This is a genomic window from Streptomyces sp. SAT1 (assembly GCF_001654495.1).
Classification (GTDB): domain Bacteria; phylum Actinomycetota; class Actinomycetes; order Streptomycetales; family Streptomycetaceae; genus Streptomyces; species Streptomyces andamanensis.
Genome location: NZ_CP015849.1, coordinates 3,535,936 through 3,558,914, shown reverse-complemented (window position 1 = coordinate 3,558,914; position 22,979 = coordinate 3,535,936). Strand labels below are relative to the sequence as shown.

19 protein-coding genes and 1 tRNA gene are annotated in these 22,979 nt (G+C 72.6%); 7 read left to right on the top strand and 13 right to left on the bottom strand.

What is annotated here, in order from left to right; all coding sequences use genetic code 11:
* Positions 1–40: 40 nt before the first annotated feature.
* Complete coding sequence (locus tag A8713_RS15425; RefSeq protein WP_173860853.1) at positions 41–1,804, bottom strand: SDR family oxidoreductase; 1,764 nt, start codon at positions 1,802–1,804, stop codon at positions 41–43.
* A gap of 279 nt (positions 1,805–2,083) precedes the next feature.
* Between A8713_RS15425 and A8713_RS15420 the strand changes: the two genes are divergently transcribed.
* The 5 genes from A8713_RS15420 to A8713_RS15400 all read left to right on the top strand — a co-directional run bounded on the left by A8713_RS15420 (position 2,084) and on the right by A8713_RS15400 (position 6,070).
* Entirely contained in the window at positions 2,084–3,055 is a 972-nt protein-coding gene (locus tag A8713_RS15420) for an ABC transporter ATP-binding protein (RefSeq protein ID WP_026252275.1), read from the top strand.
* Entirely contained in the window at positions 3,045–3,962 is a 918-nt protein-coding gene (locus A8713_RS15415) for an ABC transporter permease subunit (RefSeq protein WP_026252276.1), read from the top strand. The genes A8713_RS15420 and A8713_RS15415 overlap by 11 nt, the downstream gene beginning before the upstream one ends.
* Entirely contained in the window at positions 3,959–4,870 is a 912-nt protein-coding gene (locus A8713_RS15410) for an ABC transporter ATP-binding protein (protein ID WP_064534012.1), read from the top strand. Before A8713_RS15415 ends, A8713_RS15410 begins: the two co-directional genes overlap by 4 nt.
* Before the next feature lie 11 nt (positions 4,871–4,881).
* A complete protein-coding gene (locus A8713_RS15405) occupies positions 4,882–5,601 on the top strand; it encodes an ABC transporter permease (RefSeq protein ID WP_064534011.1) in 720 nt (239 codons plus the stop codon).
* Positions 5,602–5,985: 384 nt separating this feature from the next.
* Positions 5,986–6,070 (top strand) — tRNA-Ser (locus A8713_RS15400).
* Between the two features lie 81 nt (positions 6,071–6,151).
* Here A8713_RS15400 and A8713_RS15395 read toward each other — a convergent pair.
* The 9 genes from A8713_RS15395 to A8713_RS15355 form a co-directional block, all read right to left on the bottom strand.
* Positions 6,152–6,988 (bottom strand): HAD family hydrolase, encoded by an 837-nt coding sequence (locus A8713_RS15395; protein WP_064534010.1) that lies wholly within the window; start codon positions 6,986–6,988, stop codon positions 6,152–6,154.
* Entirely contained in the window at positions 6,985–8,262 is a 1,278-nt protein-coding gene (gene serS, locus A8713_RS15390; protein WP_064534009.1) for a serine--tRNA ligase, read from the bottom strand. The genes A8713_RS15395 and serS overlap by 4 nt, the downstream gene beginning before the upstream one ends.
* Before the next feature lie 572 nt (positions 8,263–8,834).
* Entirely contained in the window at positions 8,835–9,767 is a 933-nt protein-coding gene (pheA, locus tag A8713_RS15385) for a prephenate dehydratase (RefSeq protein WP_064534008.1), read from the bottom strand.
* 103 nt (positions 9,768–9,870) lie between these two features.
* A complete protein-coding gene (efeB, locus tag A8713_RS15380) occupies positions 9,871–11,220 on the bottom strand; it encodes an iron uptake transporter deferrochelatase/peroxidase subunit (protein WP_107440642.1) in 1,350 nt (449 codons plus the stop codon).
* 6 nt (positions 11,221–11,226) lie between these two features.
* Positions 11,227–13,305, bottom strand: coding sequence for a copper resistance protein CopC (locus tag A8713_RS15375; protein WP_064534007.1), 2,079 nt, complete (start codon positions 13,303–13,305; stop codon positions 11,227–11,229).
* A 13-nt stretch (positions 13,306–13,318) separates the two neighbouring features.
* A complete protein-coding gene (locus A8713_RS15370; RefSeq protein ID WP_064534006.1) occupies positions 13,319–13,795 on the bottom strand; it encodes a copper chaperone PCu(A)C in 477 nt (158 codons plus the stop codon).
* Positions 13,792–14,442 (bottom strand): SCO family protein, encoded by a 651-nt coding sequence (locus tag A8713_RS15365; protein WP_064534005.1) that lies wholly within the window; start codon positions 14,440–14,442, stop codon positions 13,792–13,794. Before A8713_RS15365 ends, A8713_RS15370 begins: the two co-directional genes overlap by 4 nt.
* 115 nt (positions 14,443–14,557) lie before the next feature.
* Positions 14,558–15,310 (bottom strand): YcnI family copper-binding membrane protein, encoded by a 753-nt coding sequence (locus A8713_RS15360; protein WP_064534004.1) that lies wholly within the window; start codon positions 15,308–15,310, stop codon positions 14,558–14,560.
* 229 nt (positions 15,311–15,539) lie between these two features.
* Positions 15,540–16,475 carry a hypothetical protein gene (locus A8713_RS15355; protein ID WP_064534003.1) on the bottom strand — a complete coding sequence of 312 codons (936 nt, stop codon included), beginning with the start codon at positions 16,473–16,475 and terminating at the stop codon, positions 15,540–15,542.
* Positions 16,476–16,700: 225 nt separating this feature from the next.
* On the opposite strand from A8713_RS15355, the gene A8713_RS15350 reads away from it, so the two are divergent.
* The gene (locus tag A8713_RS15350) at positions 16,701–17,147 is read left to right on the top strand and encodes an ATP-binding protein (RefSeq protein WP_064534002.1); all 447 of its coding nucleotides are present in this window, start codon (positions 16,701–16,703) and stop codon (positions 17,145–17,147) included.
* Positions 17,148–17,214: 67 nt separating this feature from the next.
* On the opposite strand, the gene pdxR is transcribed toward A8713_RS15350, so the two are convergent.
* From pdxR to A8713_RS15335, 3 genes are all read right to left on the bottom strand, one after another.
* Positions 17,215–18,582 carry a MocR-like pyridoxine biosynthesis transcription factor PdxR gene (gene pdxR, locus A8713_RS15345; RefSeq protein ID WP_064537521.1) on the bottom strand — a complete coding sequence of 456 codons (1,368 nt, stop codon included), beginning with the start codon at positions 18,580–18,582 and terminating at the stop codon, positions 17,215–17,217.
* 71 nt (positions 18,583–18,653) lie between these two features.
* Positions 18,654–20,111, bottom strand: coding sequence for an aminopeptidase P family protein (locus A8713_RS15340; RefSeq protein WP_064534001.1), 1,458 nt, complete (start codon positions 20,109–20,111; stop codon positions 18,654–18,656).
* A 111-nt stretch (positions 20,112–20,222) separates the two neighbouring features.
* A complete protein-coding gene (locus A8713_RS15335; RefSeq protein ID WP_173860852.1) occupies positions 20,223–21,770 on the bottom strand; it encodes a PP2C family protein-serine/threonine phosphatase in 1,548 nt (515 codons plus the stop codon).
* A gap of 500 nt (positions 21,771–22,270) precedes the next feature.
* On the opposite strand from A8713_RS15335, the gene A8713_RS15330 reads away from it, so the two are divergent.
* Positions 22,271–22,936 carry a bifunctional DNA primase/polymerase gene (locus tag A8713_RS15330; protein WP_064533999.1) on the top strand — a complete coding sequence of 222 codons (666 nt, stop codon included), beginning with the start codon at positions 22,271–22,273 and terminating at the stop codon, positions 22,934–22,936.
* The last annotated feature ends 43 nt before the right edge of the window (positions 22,937–22,979 follow it).

Sequence of the window (22,979 nt, the reverse complement as noted above, 5' to 3'; positions counted from 1 at the left end):
CACCCGTCCCGGACCTGCCCGGCAACGCGCCGGGCAGGTCTCACAGACGTGGCCGCACCCGTGCCAGCCTGCGCAGGGTGCGGGGACTGAAGCGGGACAGAGCGTGGAAGAGGCGCGCCTCCGGGGTCACCGGCACCACCGCCGCGTCCCGTACGACCGCGCGCAGGATCGCGTCGGCGACCTTCTCCGGCGGGTAGTTCCGCAGTCCGTACAGCCGGGACGTGCGCTTCTGGCGGCGCTTCTCCTCCTCCGCGTCGACGCCGGCGAAGTGTGTCGTGGACGTGATGTCGGTGTTGACGAAGCCGGGGCAGATCGCCGTGACCCCGATCCCCTGCCCGGCCAGTTCCGCGCGCAGGCACTCGCTGAGCATCAGCACCGCGGCCTTGGACGTGCTGTAGGCGGGCAGCGCCCGCGACGGCTGGTAGCCGGCCGCCGACGAGATGTTGACGATGTGGCCGCCCTGGCCGCGCTCGGCCATCTGCTTCCCGAAGAGCCGGCAGCCGTGGATCACCCCCCACAGATTGACGTCGAGGACCCTTCTCCAGTCCTCCGCGGTGTGGTCGAAGAACGAGCCGGACAGGCCGATTCCCGCGTTGTTCACCAGGACGTCCACCACGCCGTACTCGGCGGCGACCTTCTCGGCCAGCTTCTCCATGGCGCTCTCGTCGGAGACGTCCGCCGTCTCCGCCCAGGCCGCCCGCGCGCCCAGCGGCAGGGCCAGCCCGGCGGTGCGGGCCGCGGCCTCGCCGTCCCGGTCCACCGCCACGATCCGCGCCCCGGCGGCGGCGAAGGCGAGCGCCGTGGCCCGTCCGATGCCGCTGCCCGCGCCCGTGACCAGCACGAGCTGCCCGGCGAAGCGGTCGGCGTGGCGGCCGGTGGCCGCGGGAGCGGGCCGGCCGTCCTCGACGGTGTCCACGAACTCCGTGATCCAGTCGGCCAGTCGGTCGGGCCGGGTGCGCGGGACCCAGTGCCGGGCGGGAAGGGTGCGGCGCACCAGGTGCGGGACCCACTGCTCCAGGTCGTCGTACAGCCGTTCCGACAGGAACACGTCGCCCGCCGGGACGATGAGCTGCACGGGGGCGTGGGCGCGCGCGTCGGGCCGCGGCCGGCGCAGCCGCGTCCGGACGTTGTCCCGGTACAGCCAGGCGCCGTGCGCCGCGTCCTGGGGCAGTGACGCGGTCGGATAGTCGCCCGCGGGTACCTGTTCGAGGCGCTGGAGCAGCTTCGGCCACCTCTTGCCGAGCGGGCCGCGCCAGGCCAGTTCGGGCAGTGCGGGGGTGTGCAGCACGCCGACGTACCAGGACTTGGCGCCCTGGCCGAGGAGCTGGCCGACCCGGCGCGGGGTGGGGCGGGTGAGGCGCGAGTTGATCCAGTGGCCGAAGTGGTCGAGCGACGGGCCGGACATGGAGGTGAAGGACGCGATGCGGCCCTCGGTGCGCGCGACGGTGACGAACTCCCAGGACTGGACCGAGCCCCAGTCGTGGCCGACCAGGTGCACCGGCTCGTCCGGGCTGACGGCGTCCGCGACCGCCAGGAAGTCGTCGGTGAGCTTGTCCAGGGTGAATCCGCCGCGCAGCGGCCGCGGGGCGGTGGAGCGGCCGTGACCCCGGACGTCGTACAGCACGACGTGGAAGCGGTCGCGCAGCCGCCCGGCCACCTCGGACCAGACCTCCTTGCTGTCCGGGTAGCCGTGCACCAGGACGACCGTCGGCTGCCCGGGATCCCCGAGTTCGGCCACGCACAGCTCGACCTCGCCGGACCGTACCCGGCGTTCCCGCGCGCCCTCCAGCGGCGACACGCGCATCACCTCTCCTCCGCCCGGCGGCACGCTCCCCCCCCGCTCGCCCCTCGGCCGGGGACGCGCGCCTGTCATGCGACGTGGGCGACTGTGGCAGTTGTTAGACTGAACGTCAATAGGATGTCCGCGAGGCTCGGCCCTGTCGCACAAGGCCGGGTTGTCCGGAACCTGTAGGACTTCAGAGCCGCACCCCCTAGGGCCCCGTAATACTCCAGAGGGACGCGAAGACGGCTCTGGGGTCTGACGACTCGCGTGGCGGGCGTCACTATCGTCGAAGACGTGACTGTGATCGCGACCGAAAGCCTGAGCAAGCGGTTCCCCCGGGTGACCGCTCTTGACCGGCTCTCCGTGGACGTCGGACCCGGTGTGACCGGACTCGTCGGCGCCAACGGGGCCGGCAAGTCCACACTGATCAAGATCCTGCTGGGTCTGTCCCCCGCCACGGAGGGCCGCGCCGAGGTGCTCGGTCTCGACGTCGCCACCAAGGGCGCCGAGATCCGCGAGCGGGTCGGCTACATGCCGGAGCACGACTGCCTGCCGCCGGACGTCTCGGCCACCGAGTTCGTCGTCCACATGGCGCGCATGTCCGGCCTGCCGCCCACCGCCGCCCGCGAGCGCACCGCGGACACCCTGCGCCACGTCGGGCTCTACGAGGAGCGGTACCGGCCCATCGGCGGCTACTCCACCGGCATGAAGCAGCGCGTCAAGCTCGCCCAGGCCCTGGTGCACGACCCGCAGCTGGTCTTCCTCGACGAGCCGACCAACGGCCTCGACCCGGTCGGCCGCGACGACATGCTCGGCCTCATCCGCCGCATCCACACCGACTTCGGCATCTCGGTCCTGGTCACCTCGCACCTCCTGGGCGAACTGGAGCGCACCTGCGACCACGTCGTCGTGGTCGACGGCGGCAAGCTCCTGCGCTCCAGCTCCACCACCGACTTCACCCAGACCACGACCACCCTCGCCGTCGAGGTCACCGACAGCGACGAACACCCGGACGGCACCCGCGCGGTGCGCGAGGCCCTCACCGCCCGCGGCGTGCAGACCGAGGACGGCACCGGACTGCCCGGCGCGGGCCATGTGCTGCTCCTCACCGCCCAGAGCGAGGAGACGTACGACCTGGTCCGGGACGTGATCGCGGACCTCGGACTCGGCCTGGTGCGCATGGAGCAGCGCCGGCACCACATCTCGGAGGTCTTCCGGGACGACGAACAGCGCGACGGACAGCGGAAGGAGGCGGTCGGCCATGGCAATTGAGCAGCCCCTGCGCAACCCGGTGCCGCCCTCGGGCGACCAGACCCGGATCCACAACATCGGCTACCGCAACTACGACGGTCCGCGCCTGGGCCGGGCCTACGCCCGACGCTCGCTGTACTCGCAGTCCCTGCGCGGCGCCTACGGCCTCGGCCGCTCGGTGAAGTCCAAGGTGCTGCCGATGCTGCTGTTCGTGGTGATGTGCGTGCCCGCGGCCATCATGGTCGCCGTCGCGGTCGCCACCAAGGCCAAGGACCTGCCCGTCGACTACACGCGCTACGCCATCATCATGCAGGGCGTCATCAGCCTGTACGTCGCCTCGCAGGCGCCCCAGTCCGTCTCGCGCGACCTTCGCTTCAAGACCGTGCCGCTGTACTTCTCGCGGCCCATCGAGACCGCCGACTACGTCCGCGCCAAGTACGCCGCGCTGGCCTCGGCGCTGTTCATCCTGACCGCCGCCCCCCTGCTGGTCCTCTACGTGGGCGCCCTGCTGGCCAAGCTCGACTTCGCCGACCAGACCAAGGGATTCGCCGAAGGACTCGTCTCCGTGGCCCTGCTCTCCCTGCTCTTCGCCGGCATCGGCCTGGTGATCGCGGCGATCACCCCGCGCCGCGGTTTCGGCATCGCCGCCGTGATCGCCGTACTCGTCATCTCCTACGGCGCGGTCTCCACGCTCGAAGCCATCGCGGACGCCCAGAACAGCACCTCCGCCATCCCGTGGATCGGCCTGTTCTCACCGGTCACCCTCATCGACGGCGTGCAGACCGCCTTCCTGGGCGCGACCTCCTCGGCCCCCGGAGCCGCGGGCCCCGGCAGCGGACAGGGCGTCGTCTACGTCCTGGTCGTCCTCGGCCTCATCGCCGCCGCCTACGGTCTCCTGCTGCGCCGCTACAAGAAGGTGGGACTGTGACCACGCTGAGCATCGACCACGTCTCCCGCTGGTTCGGCAACGTGGTCGCCGTCAACGACATCACCATGAACATCGGCCCCGGCGTCACCGGCCTGCTCGGCCCGAACGGCGCCGGGAAGTCCACGCTGATCAACATGATGGGCGGTTTCCTCGCCCCCTCCACCGGCACCGTCACCCTCGACGGCCAGCCGGTCTGGCGCAACGAACAGATCTACCGGCACATCGGCGTGGTCCCCGAGCGGGAGGCGATGTACGACTTCCTCACCGGCCGCGAATTCGTCGTCGCCAACGCGGAACTGCACGGCCTGGGCGCCAAGGCCGCGCAGAAGGCACTGGCCACGGTCGAGATGGAGTACGCGCAGGACCGGAAGATCTCCACGTACTCCAAGGGCATGCGCCAGCGCGTGAAGATGGCCAGCGCCCTCGTGCACGACCCCTCGCTGCTCCTGCTGGACGAGCCGTTCAACGGCATGGACCCGCGCCAGCGCATGCAGCTGATGGATCTGCTGCGGCGCATGGGCGACGAGGGCCGCACGGTGCTCTTCTCCTCCCACATCCTGGAGGAGGTCGAGCAGCTCGCCTGGCACATCGAGGTCATCGTCGCCGGCCGGCACGCGGCCAGCGGTGACTTCCGCAAGATCCGCCGTCTGATGACCGATCGTCCGCACCGCTACCTGGTGCGCTCCAGTGACGACCGGGCCCTCGCGGCGGCGCTGATCGCCGACCCGTCGACCTCCGGCATCGAGGTGGACCTCGGCGAGGGCGCGCTGCGCATCCAGGCCGTCGACTTCGGCCGGTTCACCACGCTGCTGCCGCGAGTGGCCCGCGACCACGGCATCCGGCTGCACACGGTCTCGCCGTCCGACGAGTCCCTCGAGTCCGTCTTCTCGTATCTTGTCGCGGCGTAGGAGGCCCCACGATGTACGACCCCACAGTCGCCCGGCTCACCTATCGGGCTCTGCTCGGCCGCCGCCGGGCCCTCATCCTCGGCGCGCTGCCCCTGCTGCTGATCGTCATCGCCGTGGCCGTCCGCGCCCTCACCGGCGCCGACGACCAGACCGCGGTGAACGTCCTCGGCGGTTTCGCCCTCGCCACGATGGTGCCGATCATCGGCGTCATCGCCGGCACCGGCGCCATCGGACCGGAGATCGACGACGGCTCGGTGGTGTACCTGCTGTCCAAGCCGCTGAAGCGGCCGGTCATCATCTTCACCAAGCTGATCGTGGCCATCGCCGTGACGATGGTGTTCTCCGCGGTGCCGACGCTGATCGCCGGACTGATCCTCAACGGCAACGGCCAGCAGGTCGCGGTGGCCTACACGGTGGCGGCGCTGGTCGCCTCCATCGCCTACGCCGCCCTCTTCCTCCTGCTGGGCACGGTCTCCCGGCACGCGGTGGTCTTCGGACTGGTCTACGCGCTGGTCTGGGAGGCGCTGTTCGGCTCCCTGGTGCCCGGGGCGCGCACCCTGAGCATCCAGCAGTGGGCCCTGGCCGTGGCGCACAAGGTCGCGGGCGGGGACCTGGTGACCTCCGAGGTCGGGCTGACGACGGCGACGGTCCTGCTGGTGCTGGTGACCGTGCTGGCCACCTGGTACGCGGGGCAGAAGCTGCGGGCCCTGACCCTCGCCGGCGAGGAGTGAGAACCGGACATGTCCCGGGGCGGGCGAGTGGGCGCGGCCCCTCGCTCACCCGGTCGGCAGTTCGCCCGGCCGCCAGCTCGCCCGGCAGGGCCGTTGCCGACGAGGGCGGTGCCGAACGGCCGGGCGGCCGGGGCTAATTCAGTGGCGCCGTGGCTGCCGGGTGGGCACAGTGGTGATGTCCGCAGCGCCGGATCGGACCGGCGCCCATGTTCCGGGAGAGGAGCGAGGCGATGCCCATGCACGGCAGTACGCCCGGCTCCCGACAGGGCAGCCCGCGGCGGAGTCCGGAGCGCTGAGCCGCTCCGTGGAGCCCGCCCCGCACGGGGCACTGCCCGGGGCGGCTGCTTCGAGCACGCGACCCGCTGTCGCGTGAGCCGCCCACCCGGAGGATTGGCCGAGTGGTAAGGCACCGGCTTGCTAAGCCGTGGTCGGGGTCACCCCCGCGCACGTTCGATCCGTGCATCCTCCGCAGAGACCAGAGACCAGAGACCAGAGACCAGAGGGCCACGGGCGCAGGCATGGTCGGGCTGGGCGGCGTGATGCTCCGGGCTCAGCCCAGCCACCGTTCCAGCACCACCGCGATGCCGTCCTCCTCGTGGGAGGCCGTCACCTCGTCCGCGACCGCCTTCAGCTCCTCGTGGGCGTTGGCCATGGCCACCCCGTGGGCGGCCCAGGCGAACATGGGGATGTCGTTGGGCATGTCGCCGAAGGCGATCGTGTCGGCCGGCTTCAGACCCATCCGCCGGGCGGCCAGTGACAGCCCCGTCGCCTTCGACAGGCCGAGCGGAAGAAGCTCCACTATGCCCTCGCCGGCCATGGTGACCGAGACGAAGCCGCCCGCCGCCCGGTGCGCGGCCTCGGCGAGCGCGTCGTCGGAGAGCGTCGGGTGCTGGATGTAGATCTTGTTGAGCGGGGCGCTCCACAGATCGGAGGCGTCCGTCAGCGGGGTGGCGGGCAGGGCGCCGGTCACGGCGTATCCGGGACCCACCAGCACCTCGCCGTCCAGCCCGTCCCGGCTGGCCGCCAGGTAGAGCGGGCCGACCTCGGCCTCGATCTTGGCCAGCGCCACCCCGGCCAGCTGCCGGTCCAGGGTCACCGAGGTCAGCAGCCGGTGCTCGCCGGCGTGGTACACCTGGGCGCCCTGGCCGCAGACCGCGAGGCCGCGGTAGCCGAGGTCGTCCAGGATGTGCCGGGTCCAGGGGGTGGCGCGGCCGGTGACGACGATGTGCGCGGCACCCGCCGCGGTGACCGCGGCGAGCGCCTCACGGGTGCGGGGCGAGACCGACTCGTCGGACCGCAGCAGGGTGCCGTCGAGGTCGGTCGCGACCAGCCGGTAGGGGAGGCCGCCGGAGTTCTCGCCGACGGCCGTGGTGGCGGTGGCGGTCACTTGGCCAGCGGCTCCAGGACCTCCCGGCCGCCGAGGTAGGGACGCAGCACCTCGGGCACGCGCACGGAGCCGTCGGCCTGCTGGTGGTTCTCCAGCAGGGCGACGATGGTGCGCGGTACGGCGCACAGCGTGCCGTTCAGCGTGGCCAGCGGCTTGACCTGCTTGCCGTCGCGGACGCGGATGGACAGCCGCCGCGACTGGAACTCGGTGCAGTCCGAGGTCGAGGTCAGCTCGCGGTACTTGCCCTGGGTCGGGATCCACGCCTCGCAGTCGAACTTGCGCGCGGCCGACGAACCGAGGTCGCCCGAGGCGACGTCGATCACGCGGAACGGCAGCTCCAGCGAGGTCAGCCACTGCTTCTCCCACTCCAGCAGCCGTTGGTGCTCCGCCCGCGAGTCCTCGGGGGCGACGTAGGAGAACATCTCGACCTTGTCGAACTGGTGCACACGGAAGATGCCCCGGGTGTCCTTGCCGTGCGAGCCGGCCTCGCGGCGGAAGCAGGGCGAGAAGCCCGCGTAGCGCAGCGGCAGCCGGTCGGCGTCGATGATCTCGTCCATGTGGTAGGCCGCCAGCGGCACCTCGGACGTGCCGACCAGGTACAGGTCGTCCTTGTCGAGGTGGTAGACGTCCTGGGCGGCCTGCCCGAGGAAACCGGTGCCGGCCATGGACTGCGGGCGCACCAGCGCCGGGGTGAGCATGGGCGTGAAGCCGGCGGCGGTGGCCTGGGCGATCGCCGCGTTCACCAGGGCCAGCTCCAGCAGGGCGCCGACACCGGTGAGGAAGTAGAAGCGGGAGCCGGAGACCTTCGCGCCGCGCTCCACGTCGATCGCGCCGAGGAGCTGGCCCAGCTCCAGGTGGTCCCGGGGCTCGAAGCCCTCGGCGGCGAAGTCGCGGTGGGTGCCGTGCGTCTCCAGCGTGACGAAGTCCTCCTCGCCGCCGACCGGGACCTCGGGGTGGACGAGGTTGCCGAGCCGGAGCAGCAGCTCCTGGGTCTCGGCGTCGGCCGCGTCGCGCTCGGCGTCGGCCGTCTTGACGTCGGCGGCGAGCTGGCCGGCCTTCTTCAGCAGCTCGGCCTTCTCGTCACCGGCGGCCTTGGGGATGAGCTTGCCCAGCGCCTTCTGCTCGGCGCGCAGCTCGTCGAAGCGGACGCCGGACGACCTGCGCCGCTCGTCGGCAGACAGGAGGGAGTCGACGAGCGCGACGTCCTCTCCACGGGCGCGCTGCGAGGCGCGCGCACGGTCAGGGTCCTCACGGAGCAGACGAAGGTCAATCACATGCTCAAGGCTACCGGTGCGGCGTTCCGGCTCACGACCCAGTATTCGGGTCCGCTCCCCTGCGATTCGGGTCCGCCGCTCCGCGGGGCCGTACGCACGGTCAGGGCAGAATTGCGCACCGTGTCAATAGGGGCCCCGGCGGGCCCCTGGAAGAGGGCGGCCGGTGGCCGTCCTGTTGACTGGATTCCCTTGTGGGCAACCGGACTTGGAGGATGGGTTGTCCACAGGAATCCAGGACTGCGGAAAAGTTATCCACAGGCTGTGCGAAAGATCTGTGGACTTCGGAATTGATCACTCCGGAAGTACGGGGCACCGCAAGAATTCCCGGGTCAAACGGGCTCGACACCCACTTTCGGGTGGAAAAGGGTCGCCCCAAAAGATGAACCATGGGAAACGAGTGGACGAAGGGTGACCTGCCGTCCGATGGCCCGCCCTGGGACTTGAAGGGCGATTTGTCGACCGACTCGCCTGCCGGTGTCGACTTGTCCCCAGGTCGAGAAGCGGACCTGTGGATAACTTCTGTGGATAACGAAGATCTGCAGGTAGGACTGGTCGTACCCGGTCGGAAGTGACTAGAAACGGCCGTCCTGGCAGCGTGCCACCCACTCGGCGGCGGCCATGAACTCCTCGTCCGACGTTCCGGCGAACGGGGGCCGCACGTCCGCGGCGCCGATGTCCGCGCGCGGGTACGAGCCGAGGAAGCGCACCTCCGGGCAGACTCGCTTCAGGCCCGTCAGCGCCTCGGCCATCCGGCGGTCGGCGATATGTCCCTCGGCGTCGATGCAGAAGCAGTAGTTGCCGATGCCCGCGCCGGTGGGACGGGACTGGAGCAGCATCAGGTTGATCCCCCGGCCGGAGAACTCGCCCAGCAGGTCGCGCAGTCCGCCGGGATGGTCGGCCCGCTGCCAGAGGACCACGGACGTCTTGTCCGCACCGCTCGGCGCGGCCGGCCGCGCGGGACGGCCGACGAGAACGAACCGGGTCTGCGCGTTCTCCGCGTCATGGATGCCCGTCTCCAGTGCTTCGAGCCCGTACCGGGCCGCGGCGAACGCACCGGCGAAGGCGGCGTCGTAGCGGCCTTCCTGGACCAGCCGGGCGCCGTCGGCGTTGGAGGCGGCCGACTCCCAGCGGGCGTCGGGCAGACGCGCCTTCAGCCAGTTGCGCACCTGTGGCTGGGCGGCCGGATGGGCGGTGACCGTCCGGATGGCGTCGAGGCCGGTACCGGGCCTGACCAGCAGCGCGAAGGCGATCGAGAGCAGCACCTCGCGGTAGATCATCAGTGGGCGGCCCGCGACCAGTTCGTCGAGCGTCGTGGTGATGCCGCCCTCGACGGAGTTCTCGATGGGCACGAACGCGGCCTCGGCCGCTCCGTCGCGGACCGCGTCCAGTGCCGACTGCACGGACACATGCGGAACCAGCTCCCGGGTGGCCGCCTCCGGGAGTCTGCGGAGCGCCACTTCGGTGAAGGTGCCTTCCGGACCGAGATAGGCGTAGCTCGCTGACATGCCCTCACCCTACGGTCCGCCCCGTTCCCCTCGCCCTAAGGTCCGCCCCGGTTCCCCTCACCCTCGAAGAGGTGTGCCCTCCGGGGCTGTGCCCTCCGAGGCGTCATCCCTCCAGGAGCCGCTGCCCGACGTACTCGCCCCGTGCGGCCCCGCCCGGCACGGCGAACAGCCCGCTCGCCTCGTGCCGGATGAACGGCGACAGCGCGTCGCCGCGGTCCAGCTTGCGCTGCACCGGTACGAAGCCCCGCAGCGGATCGGCCTGCCAGCAGATGAACAGCAGCCCCGCGTCCGGTGTGCCGTCCGGTGCGATGCCGTCGTGGTACGAGAACGGGCGCCGCAGCATGGCCGCGCCGCCGTTCTGGTCGGGGCGCGTGATGCGGGCGTGCGCGTTGACCGGGACGACGTAGGTGCCGTCCTGGCCGGCCTTCTCCAGGTCCATGGCGGTCGTCTCGGTGCCCCCGCTGAGGGGTGCGCCGTCGGACTTGCGGCGCCCGATGACGTTCTCCTGCTCGGGCAGGGACAGCTTCTCCCAGTCGTCCAGGAGCATGCGGATCCGGCGTACGACGACGTAGGAGCCGTTCGCCATCCAGGCGGGCCGGCCCCCGTCGGGGACGAAGATGCGCTGGTCGAAGTCGGGGTCCTTGGGCTTCGGGTTGTTGGTGCCGTCGACCTGGCCCATCAGGTTGCGGGCCGTCATGGGGTGCGCGGTGGCGCCCGGGGAACGGTTGAAACCGTTCATCTGCCAGCGCACCCGGGCGGCGCTGCCCGCGTCCTTCTGGAGGGCACGCAGAGCGTGGAAGGCGACCAGGGCATCGTTGGCGCCGATCTGCACCCAGAGATCGCCGTCGCTGCGGGCCTTGTCGAGCCGGTCGGAGGAGAAGGCGGGCAGCGGCTCCAAGGCGGCGGGCCGCTGCTGTGCCAGGCCGGTCCGGTCGAAGAACGACCGGCCGAAGCCGAAGGTGATCGTCAGGGACGAGGGGCCCGCGTCCCGTGCGACGCCGGTGTCACCGTGCGCGGCGGGCTCGCCCGCCATCAGCCGTTCGGCGGTCCCCGACCACCGGCGCAGCAGGGCCGCCGCCTCCTTGCGGCCCGACCCGGCCGTCAGGTCGAAGGCGACGAGATGGCCGCTGGACTGGAGCCCCTCCGTGATCCCGGGCTGGTGTTTCACGTGAAACACGGCCCGATCGGAGCCGAGCGCGGTCAGCGGGGTGGCACCGGCGGGCGCGGCGGTGTATCCGATGGCCGCGCCCGCCGCACCCAGGACCAGCCCACTGGCACCGGCCGTGCCGAGCAGCAGCCGCCGCGAGATGCCCGCCCCGGCGGCGGCGTCGGCCGCCCTGGGCTCGGGCACGGCCGAAGCGGAGCCGGAGCCGGCGGCGGGGACGGAAGCCCGGGAGGACCGGGAAGCCCGGGTGTTCCGGGAGGCGTTCTTCGGGGTGGACTGGTCGGGCATGGTGGTTCAGCCGATCTTGACGTTCTTGGTGACGGTCACCTGGTCGATGTCGGAGGTCCGCACGGTCACGGCGACCTCCCAGTCGCCCGCCATGGGGATCTGCACCCCGTCCGCCGCCCAGTGTCCGGTGGTGATGTGGTCGGGGGCGACGGGGAGCGGCCCGATCTTCTGGTCAGGGAGGGTGAAGGCGATCTTGAGCTCGGCGACGTCGAACGGCTTGCCGTCCGGCCGCTGTGCGTAGACGTGCAGCTCGTTGGCGCCCACGCGTGCGGGGTCGAGGTCGATCCGGACGACGCCCCGGCCGTTCTGGCCGCCGGTGTCGAACGGCAGGTCGAGGGCGGCCGCACCGGTCGAGGACGAGGCGGCGGAGGTGGACGAGGACGAGGTGGCCGCCTTGGCCTCCTCCTCCGTGCGGCCCGGCTCCGTCTGGGTCAGCACGGTGGTGACGGCGAGCAGGACGACGGCGACACCGGCCTCCATCAGCACCGAGCGGCGCAACCCGAACCGGTTCGGGTCACCGTCTCGCAGCCGCTTCTGCCGTGCCGCGTCCACGGCGGCCCGCTGCCGGGCGAGCTGGGCGGCCCGACCGGAGTCGCCCGCCTTCGCAGCCGCCTTACCGGCTGCCCCGCCCTTACCGGCTGCCCCGCTGTCCGTCTCTTCCGCCGCGTCCCCGTCCGCGCCGTCTCCCCCCGTCTCCCCGTCCGCCGCACCCTTCCGCGCGCCGACCGGCTTCTTCGCGCCGGCCGGCGCCTTGCGCGGACCCATGACAGAGCCGCTTGCGGAACCAACCGCGGAGCCAACCGAGGAACCGGCCGCGGATCCGGTGGCCGTCCGGTCGGCGGCACCACCGCCCACCGTGTCCGCCAGCCGCCCCGTCCAGCGCCGGGAGAACCAGGCGACCGCGACCATCAGCAGCACCAGACCGGCCTTGATCAGGAGCAGCTGCCCGTAGCGGGTGCCGGTCAGCGCCGTCCAAGAGCCGACCTGGCGCCAGGACTGGTAGATGCCGGTGGCGACCAGGGCCACCACGGAGCCGAAGGCGAGACGGGAGAAGCGGCGTACGGCCGCGGCCTCGACCGGGGTGTCGGCGGGCGTCCGGTAGAGCGCGACCAGCAGCGCGACGAGTCCGCCCAGCCAGGCGGCGACGGCCAGCAGATGGACGACGTCGACCGGCATCGCGATGCCCGGCTGGAGGCCGACCGAGGCGTGCTCGGCCAGGGCCCAGCTCGCCGCAAGCCCGGCGGCGACCACGACGCCCCCGATCGCCAGCCCGAACGTCAGGTCCCGCTTCTCCTCGTCCTGCCGCTTCTCGTACGCCCCGAAGAGCACCGCGACGAAGAGCGCCGCAGCGGCGAGCAGCAGCAGCCGGGAGACGAGGGCGGCGCCCGTCTTGGTCTGGAGCACCTCTCCGAGCAGGTTCAGGTCGAAGATGTCCCCGGCCTTCCCGGAGGTGGTGTAGGAGCCGCGCAGGAGCAGCAGCGCCAGGGTGGCCGCGGTGAGCGCGACCCAGCCGGAGACGACGAGCCGCTGCACGGCCCGCACCCCGGCGCCGCGCTGCCAGCAGGCCAGGACGAAGGCGGCGCCGCCGGTCAGGACGATGAAACCGGCGTACGACACATAGCGCCCGATGCCGTACAGCCAGCCGACGAACCCGCCGCCCACGTCCTGGCCGCCGGCCACGACCGCGGTCTTGGAGGGCGCCCCGATGGAGAAGGTGTAGGCGCCGCCCACGGGGTGGCTGTCGGCGGAGACCACCTGGTAGGTGACGGTGTACGTGCCCTTGGTCAGCCCGCCGCGCAGCCGCACGCTGTACGTGGTGCCGCTGACGTGGGCCGGTTTCCCGGTGTCGACGCGGGCACCCTTGGGATCGAGCACCCGCAGCGAGTCACCGTTCATCGCGACCTCCTCGGAGAAGGTCAGCGAGACCTGGGCGGGTGCCTGGGCGACCACCGCCCCCTGCCGGGGGTCGCTGCCGGTCAGCGCGGCGTGCGCGGAGGCCGGTGCGGCACCGGCCAGGATCGCGCAGGCGACGGCCAGGAACAGCAGCACCAGGTTCCGTACGCGGGGGGTGATGGTCGGCGTCAAGGTGGTCCCTCCCTCAGTGTCCGGTCTCGGGGACGTACGTGGCGGGCTTCACCGGCATCTCGACCCGCAGATCGCCGGACTTGGCGAAGTGCAGCTGGACGGAGACCGTCTGGCCCTGCTGGGGCCGGTGCTTGAGCATGTCGAACATCAGGTGGTTCGCACCGCTCTTGAACACCAGCCGGCCGTGGGCGGGCACGGTGAGCCGGTCCGCCTCCTGCATCGTCTGGCCGACCGTGCGGTGCGCGGTCACGGAACCCGCGGCGTCACTGGTCACCGACGTCAGCTCGTCGTCGGCGTCGCCCTTGTTGACTATCGTCAGGAAACCGGCCGCCATCGAGTCGGACACCGGCTGGGGCATGTAGGCGCCGCTGACGGACAGTTCGGCCTTCCCGGCGGGCTCGGCGCCGGAGGCCGAGCCGCCGCAGCCGCTCAGCAGGGCCGTGCCGGCCAGGGCCACCGCCGTCAGTCCGGCCGCCGCCCGGCGCCTCACGGGTTCTCTCCCTTGATCAGCTTGGGCAGGCCCTTGGTGTAGTCGCCTACGGTGGCGTCCTCGTCGTAGACCACATAACCCGTGTCGTTCTTCGGGGAGAACGCGACGACCTGGGCGCCGTGCACCGACACGAGCTTGCCGTTCTTGTCCTTCTTGGTCGGCTCGACGGTGATGCCGATGCTGCGCGCACCGGCCTCGATGGTGGCGTAGTCGCCGGTCAGACCGACGAACTGCGGGTCGATGCCGTTGAGCCACTTGCCGAGTTCGGCGGGTGTGTCTCGGCCGGGGTCGGTGGTGACGAACACCACCCGCAGCTTGTCCTGGTCCGCCTTGGGCAGGGCCTTCTTGGCGACCGCCAGGTTGTTCATCGTCAGCGGGCAGACATCGGGGCAGTGGGTGTAGCCGAAGTAGATCAGGGTGGGCCGGCCCGCGGTCTCCTTGCGGAGGTCGTACTTCTTGCCGTGGACGTCGGTCAGCACCAGGTCGGGCTTCTCGAAGGGCTGGTCGAGCACGGTCGCGGGCTGCTGCGAGGGCTGCTCGGCGACGACGGTGGCGGCCTTCTCGTCGCCGTCACCGCTGCCGCAGGCGGACAGGGTCATCGTCGCGGCGGCGAGCAGTGCGGCCGCGGCGAACGTCTTCTTGCGCATAGAAAAATGTCCCAGATGTGAGAACTCCGGCGCGCACCGGGCCCGTACGCCCCACACGGGGGGCGGCCGTACCCGGACCTCGTGCGGTCCCGGTGCGCGGCACGGACGAGCAGGATCAGGCGGCGGTCCGGCGGCGCCCGGCGAACACGCCGTACGCCACGCCGGCCGCGCCGACGACGATGCCCACGACGCCGAGGACGCGGGCGGTGGTGTCACTGCCGCTCTCGGCGGCGGCGGCGGCGGCGGTGGGGGTGCTCTCGGCGGACTTGGAACCGGCGGAGGTGTTCTGGGCCGCCGCTCCGTGGGCGTCGTCCGCCGCGGCGGTCAGCTGGAGCGTCGGTGCCGGGTTGTCGGGCTCGGCCTGGCCCTTCTGCGGGACCTCGATCCAGCGGACGACCTCCTTGTTGGAGTACGTCTGGAGGGCCTTGAAGGCGAGCTGGTCGGCGTCCTGGGGCAGCGCGCCCACGGACACCGGGAACTTCTGGAAGTAGCCCGGCAGGATGCCCTTGCCGTCGGTGGCGGTCCAGGTGACCTTGCTGACCGCCTCGGAGATCTGCTTGCCGTGCATCTCCAGGGGCTTGTCCAGCTTGGACTTGGTGACCTCGACCTTCCAGCCGTTGACCGGCTCCGGCATCACCGAGGCCAGCGGGTGATCGGTCGGGAAGGCGACCTCCAGCTTGGTGGTGGAGGCGTTGTCGCGCTCGTTGGGCACCTTGAAGTCGACGACGGCGTAGCCGCCCTTGGCCGCGGCGCCCTCCGCCGCCACGGTGACGTGCGCGAACGCGGGGACGGAGACGGCGAGGACGGCCGCGCCCGCGAGGGCGCCGACGGTGGCGAGACGAGAGGTCTTGCGGCTGATGGCCTGCATCACAGAGAACACTCCACTTCGAGTGGGTCCGGTGGTCCGGTGGTCCGGTGGATCCGGTGGTCGGGAGAGGGCGCGTGCTCCGGGGCGGTGCGAGGGAGCGTGCGCACCGGGACGTACGCCGGTGCGGACCGCCCGCGGGGCGGGCACGCGCGGGGACGCCGCACGACGGCGGCCTCCCCCTCCGTTCCGGCCGGGTGGGCCGGGACCGTGGAGTGCTGGTCGCGTCGCGTCAGGCGGCGAGGACGAGGACGGCGGCGGGCGGACCGCGCCGGATCACCGTGTGCTGGAGGGCGGTGGCGGTCGGCGGCGGCAGGACGCGGTCGGCGGCGCGCGGGACGCGCGGGCCCGTGCCCGGCAGCGCCGGCAGCCCGGCGCACAGGGCGCACACCAGGGCGAGCGCCCCGCGCAGGGACCGTACGAGCGCGCCCTCGGCGACTCCGTGCGCCGACAGTGCGATCAGCCGCACCAGGGCGAGGTCGCCACGGCGCAGCAGCCAGCCCGCGGCCAGCGCGGCGAGCACATGGCCGAGCAGCATGGGCAGGGACGGCAGCAGCGCGGCGAGGGACCCGGCGCCGTGCGGGACGGCCGCCGGACCGGTCGCGCCGGTCGGTGCCGCGGCTCCGGACGGGTAGACATGGGCGTCGACGAGGATCCGGTAGGCCCGTGCCGGGGTGATCCCCGCGGTGGTGGTGCCGCACAGGTATCGCGCGGCCCGCTCCACCAGCGCGGCGTCGGACAGCACATGGCCCGCGTGGCCCAGGGAACCGCCCGGCACCGCCGAACCCGCCGCGCCCGCCGAAACCGTCGAGCCCAGGGGCCCCATGGCTCCCATGGCTCCCATGGAACCCGTCGAGCCCATCGGTATCGCGCCGGACACCATGCCCGCCCCGTGCTGTCCGAGTCCGAACAGCGCGTGCAGCACCAGCTGGCCCGCCGCGAGCAGCGCCGCGATCCCGGGCAGCGAGCGGGCGCGCCCGGCCAGCGGTACGACGACCACGAGCGCCCCCAGGAAACCCGCGCCCAGCGTCCACAGCGGGACGGTGGCGCAGGAGCCCAGGGTGTGCCCCGCCGCGGCCAGCACGACGCAGACCGCGGCGAACACCGCGGCCCGCAGCAGCCTGAGATCGCGTCCGGCGGATGCCGCGCGCGAGTGGGGGGCAGTCATGGCGGCCTCATCATCCCACTGGGCACCGGTGCTCCGTACGGCAGGTCCACAAGGTGCGGTACCTCCGGACAGGTCACCTTCCACGGCGTATGCGCCCGTGCATACACCGATCCCCTCCGTCCTCGCATCCGCCGAACGGGCGTCGCCGTGTCAACGCGGTGCTTACGGCCGGGCACGCCGGGCAATACGTATCGGTATGTCGAGCCGCGGCCAGGAGGCTGGAGCATGAGCATCTGGTGGTCACTCCATCTGCGGCGTGACGCTGCGAGCGTGCCCCTCGCCCGGCGGCTCCTGCTCGGCACGATGGAGACCGCGGGCGTCGACCCCGACATCTCCTTCGACCTGTCGGTCGCCCTGAGCGAGGCCTGCGCGAACGCCGTGGAGCACGGCGGGGACGGCGCAGGTTCGCAGGACTACCGGGTGACCGCCTACCTCGACGGGGAGAAGTGCCGTATCGAGGTGGCCGACACCGGCCCCGGCTTCCCGGGCGAGGGGCACCGCGTGCCGGTCCGCGCCCCGCACACGGACGCCGAGCACGGCCGCGGCCTGTGCCTCATCCGGGAGCTGGCCGACCACGTCCACATCGGCAACGAGCCGGGGCGGGGCGGTGCGGTGGTGAGCTTCGACAAGATCCTCAAGTGGCGCGACGACGCTCCGCTGGCGGCGGTCTGACTGCGGTCGCCCCCGTAGCCCGCCACCCCCGGTGGCACCACCCCGCCGCCCCGGCGGCAGCGCGGCCTCACACGCCGTCCAGGACCTTCGCCAGCGCCTCCAGCGCCTCCGGGTAGGTCCGCTCCCTGGGCGTCCCGTAGCCGACGACGAGCCCTTGCGGGTGGCCCGCGCCGGGCGTGTGCCAGTGCTCGCCGAGACGGCCGAGCGCCAGCCCCGCCTCCTCGGCGCGGGCCAGCACCCGCTCCTCGTCCGCCACATCGACCAGGGCGTGCAGCCCGGCGGCGATCCCGCGCACCGGACGGCGCCCGCCCAGCCGCCCCAGGAGCTGGTCCCGGCGGCGCCGGTAGCGCAGCCGGCACGCGCGCACATGCCGGTCGTAGGCGTGGCTGTCGATCAGCTCGGCGAGGGCCAGCTGCCCGATGGACTCGGTGTGGTGGTCGCTGTGCAGCTTGGCCTCGGCCACCGCGTCGACCAGGTGCGGCGGGAGCACCATCCAGCCCAGTCTCAGTGCGGGCCCAAGGGTCTTGGAGGCGGTGCCGAGGTAGGCGACATGACCGGGCGCCATGCCCTGGAGCGCGCCCACCGGCTGGCGGTCGTAACGGAACTCCCCGTCGTAGTCGTCCTCGACGATCAGGGCGCCACGCGCGCGTGCCCAGTCGGTGAGCGCCCGCCGCCGCTCGGGATGCAGGGTGACGCCGGTCGGGTACTGGTGCGCGGGGGTGACGACGACGGCCGACTGCTCGCCCAGGTCCTGCGCGCGCACCCCGCGTTCGTCGACCCGGACCGGCACCACGGTCCCGCCGTTGTGCCGCACCACGTCCCGGTGGAAGGGCAGCCCGGGGTCCTCCATGGCGACCGAGGCGCCGTCCAGCACCCGGGTGAGCAGGGCCAGCCCCTGCACGTACCCGGAGGTGACGACGATCCGCTCCGGCGGCGCCACCACCCCGCGGGCCCGCCCCAGGTACCCCGACAGCGCGGTGCGCAGCTCGATGCGGCCCCGCGGGTCGCCGTAGTCGTACGCCAGCGAGGGCGCCGTCGCGATGGCGCGGCGCAGCGCCCGCAGCCAGGCGGCCGCCGGGAAGGCGCCCACGTCCGGGCTGCCGGGCCTGAGGTCGAAGCGGGGCGCACGCGCGCGTGCCGCCGCTCCGGGCTGTTCCGCGTCCACGGCGGGCAGCGCGGCGACCCGGGTGCCCGAGCCCTGCCGCGCCGTCAGGTAGCCCTCGGCGACCAACTGGTCGTAGGCGGCCTTCACGGTGCCCCGTGAGACGCCCAGTTCGAGGGCGAGACGCCGGGTCGCGGGCAGTCTGGCCCCGGGAGCCAGCCGTCCCTCCCGCACCGCGGCCCTGAGCGCCTTCTCCAGTCCGGCCCGGCGGCCCGCCGCCGCGTCCGGTTCCAGATGCAGATCCACCCCGGCACCGGGCAAGAAGCCGTCCACCTGCACGAAACCCTCCCCCTGGGCATGTGTACGGCCGGGCACCGCTCGGGTGCCCGGCCGCTCTTCGCCGATCAGCCCTTCAGGGCCGCCATCCACGCCTCGACCTCGTCGGACCGGCGCGGCAGCGCGGCCGACAGGTTCCGGTTGCCGTCCTCGGTGACCAGGATGTCGTCCTCGATGCGGACGCCGATGCCGCGGTACTCCTCGGGGACCGTCAGGTCGTCGGCCTGGAAGTACAGGCCGGGCTCGACGGTGAGGACCATGCCCGGCTCCAGCGTGCCGTCCACGTACGTCTCGGTGCGCGCGACGGCGCAGTCGTGGACGTCGAGGCCGAGCATGTGACCGGTGCCGTGCAGCGTCCAGCGGCGCTGGAGGCCCAGCTCCAGGACCCGCTCGACCGGGCCCTCGACGAGGCCCCACGCGACGAGCCGCTCGGCCAGCACGCGCTGCGCGGCGTCGTGGAAGTCGCGGTACTTGGCGCCGGGCTTCACGGCCGCGATGCCCGCCTCCTGGGCGTCGTACACGGCGTCGTAGATCTTCTTCTGGATCTCGCTGTACGTGCCGTCGATCGGCAGCGTGCGCGTCACGTCCGCGGTGTACAGGGTGTGCGTCTCCACGCCCGCGTCCAGCAGGAGCAGGTCGCCGGAGCGGACCGGGCCGTCGTTGCGCACCCAGTGCAGCGTGCAGGCGTGCGGGCCGGCGGCGGCGATGGTGCCGTAGCCGACGTCGTTGCCCTCCACACGCGCGCGGAGGAAGAAGGTGCCCTCGATGTAGCGCTCGCTGGTCGCCTCGGCCTTGTCGAGGACCTTCACCACGTCCTCGAAGCCGCGCACCGTGGAGTCGACGGCCTTCTGCAGCTCGCCGACCTCGAAGTCGTCCTTGACCAGGCGGGCCTCGGACAGGAAGACGCGCAGCTCCTCGTCGCGCTCGGCGGTGACCTTGTCGGCCAGGGCCGCCTCGATGCCGGCGTCGTGGCCGCGCACCACGCGGACCGGGCCGGTGGCCTCGCGCAGCGCGTCGGCCAGCTCGCGGACGTCGGCCGCCGGGATGCCGTACAGCGCCTCGGACTCGGTCAGGGAGTGGCGGCGGCCGACCCACAGCTCGCCCTGCCCGTCCAGCCAGAACTCGCCGTTCTCGCGGTCGGAGCGGGGCAGCAGGTAGATGGTCTCCCGGTGGCCGTCGGCGGTGGGCTCCAGGACCAGGACGCCGTCCTCCGTCTGGTTGCCGGTGAGGTAGGCGTACTCGACCGAGGAGCGGAAGGAGTACTCCGTGTCGTTGGAGCGGGTCTTCAGGTTGCCCGCGGGGACGACCAGGCGCTCACCGGGGAAGCGCGCGGAGAGCGCGGCGCGGCGCCGGGCGGTGTGCGCGGCCTGCTCGACGGGCTCCAGCTCGTGCAGCTCGGTGTCGGCCCAGCCGGACTTCATGCTCTCGGCCAGCTCGTCGGACACGCCCGGGTACAGGCCGTTCTTGCGCTGCTTGATCGGCTCTTCCTCGGCAGTCTCCGGGGTCTCCGGGAGCTCCTTCGCCACGGTCTTCCTCCTTGATACGGCACTGGACCACTCCCATCGTACGGTCGTACGGAAGGGGTCCGAGGAGAGCGTCCGCCACGGGCGCGACAGTGACCCGGAGTGCCGGGGGAGCTACTCGAAACGGGCCGCCAGCAGGGCCACGTCCTCCATGCCGTCGGTCACGTCCAGGCCGTCGGGCAGGACGGTGCGCAGCACATGGTCGGCGACCGCGTCCGGGTCGTGGCGCACCGCGCGCGGGACCCCGGCCGCGGCGGCGCGCAGCCGCGCGAAGGCACGGTCGGCGGGGTCGCCGGTACGGTGCAGCAGCCCGTCGGTGTACAGCAGCACCGTTTCGCCTGCGCCGACCTGGAACTCCACGCTGGGCGCCTCCCAGCAGGCGAGCATGCCGAGCGGCGCGGACACGGTCGTCTCCACGTACTCGGTGCGCCGTTCGCCGAGCACCAGCGGCGGGCAGTGCCCCGCCCCGGCCACGGTGATCCGGCGCAGCGCCGGCTCGCAGTAGGCGAACAGGGCGGTGGCGGAGCGGGCGGGCTCGGTCAGCCGCAGCAGCAGCTCCAGATCGGACAGGACGGCGACGGGGTCCTCGCCCTCCATCACCGCGTACGCCCGCAGGGAGGCGCGCAGCCGGCCCATCGCGGCGACCGCGCCGGGCCCGGAACCGGTCACCGAGCCGACCGCGAGGCCGAGCGCGGCGTCGGGCAGCGGCAGCGCGTCGTACCAGTCGCCGCCGCCGCGCGGGCCGGTGCGGTGCCGGGCGGCCAGCCGGACACCGGGCACCCGCGGCAGCCGGGACGGCAGCAGTTCCTCGCGCATCGTCGCCATGCACGCGCGCGTGCGTTCGCCTTCGAGCAGCCGGGCCAGGTGCTCGGTGGCGAAGCGGACGTAGAGACCGGCCAGGTGGCGCTGCCGTTCGTCGGGTTCGGCGGGCTCGTCGTAGAGCCAGGTCGCGGCGCCGAGCCGGCCGGCGGCCTCGGTGGACAGGGGCAGCGCGTAGCCCGCCGCGTAGCCGAGCCGGGCGGCCACCTCGCGGTGGCGGGGGTCGAGGCCCTCCTCGGCGAACAGGTCGGCGCGCACGATCTCACCGTCGCCGCCGGGCAGTCCCGCCGCGGTGTCCAGCAGGGCGCCGTAGGGCATCGAGGCGCGCGGGACGGTCTCGATGTGGCCCAGGTCGGCGCGGGCCAGACCCAGGCCGACGGTCGTGTCGGGGCCGAGTCCGTCGTCCGGTTCGAGGACGACCAGGCCGCGCCGGGCGCCCACGAGGGCGGCGCCGGCGTGCAGCAGCTCCTCCAGCGCGGCGTCGAGCCGGTTCGTACGGGCCAGCCGCTCCGTCAGTTCGTGCAGCGTGGTGAGATCGGAGACCCAGCCGGCGAGCCGGTCCTGGAGGAGGGCGCCCGGCGGATGGGCGGTGTGCGCGGAGTGCGCGCTGCTCGCGCCGGCGGCGGAGGAGGCGTCCGGGGCAGGGGGGATGGGCGCGACAGTGTGTGCGGGTGCGGGAACCGTTGAATCGATTCCGGCCACTTTCGGAGGGTGCGGGGCGTTCATGGCGTCCGGCTTTCCGACCGGTGCGTACTGCTCAAAAGCATCGCAAACCCCCATGTCATTCTGCGCCGCCGGCAGTGTCTCCACATGTACACGCACTCGTGAGGGGATGTCCAGCATTGTCCTGCCGGGATTCCTGGTGTCAGCGCGCCTGCCGTGGTGATGTGCCTGGACTCTTGCGTATCAACGAAGTTGGCTTGAAACTGCCTCGGGTAACGGCTTATTGCGGTCGACTGGTTTCGCTCCACAGAGCGTCACAGCGGTCGTGATGGGTACGTACTCGGAGAAGACCAGGGGTGGTTGGGAGCTGCCCGGAACCTGGCGACGGACCCGGGCGTCCTATCCACCGACGGCCGTGCCCCATCCTCGCGTGACGGCGGCGGAGAGCAGAACGCGCGACAGCAAAACGCCACACTCCGCCACCCCGCGCCACGCCCATGCTCTTGAGAGACGCGTATGGGCAGGGCTGCAGCGGAAGCAGCCGGTGCCCGGCCCAGAGGGTTCCCCGTGCTGACGGCAGGGGTGTGATGCGCCAACAGGTACGCCCAGTGAAGTGATCGACACATGGTGTGATGTGGTCCACGGTGTTGCCAGCGGTGCAACGGAAAGGACGAGCGCTCATGCGCGAGATCCCCGGAAGGCGACGCAGGCTCCTGTCCAGGCGCGGTGACGGGAGGCCCGAGCCGATCGACGCGGCCCTGACCTTCGCCGCCCAGTGGCAGTGGCCGGTGCTCCCGGGCGTGGCGAGGGACGCGCGGCGGCCCGAGCGCTGCGCCTGCCCCGACCCCGAGTGCACGGTGCCCGGCGCACACCCCTTCGACCCCGGTCTGCTCGCGGCGACCACCGATGCCCGGATGGTCCGCTGGTGGTGGACCAACCGGCCCGCCGCGCCGATCGTCCTGGCCACCGGCGGCAAGGCGCCCTGCGCGGTGAGCCTGCCGGCGCTGGCGGCGGCGAGCGCCCTGCGCACCCTGGACCGGGCGGGCATGCGGCTCGGCCCGGTCGTCGCCTCGTCGGCGCGCTGGTCCATCCTCGTCGAGCCCTACTCCCTGGAGCGGCTCGGCGAACTGCTCTACGCCAAGGACTTCGTGCCCGGCTCGCTGCGCTTCCACGGCGAGGGCGGCTACATCGCCCTGCCGCCCTCGGAGACGGGGGCAGGCCCGGTCCGCTGGGAGCGCGCCCCGCTGCCCGGCTCCGCCGCCCCCTGGGTGCCCGGCGTGGAGGCCGTGGTGGACGCGGTGGTGGACGCCCTCACTCGGAAGGGTGTGAGCGCGCCCGAGTTGTAGGGGTGTCGGGCGCGCCGGGGGCAACCGCCCGTTCTGGTCGTTA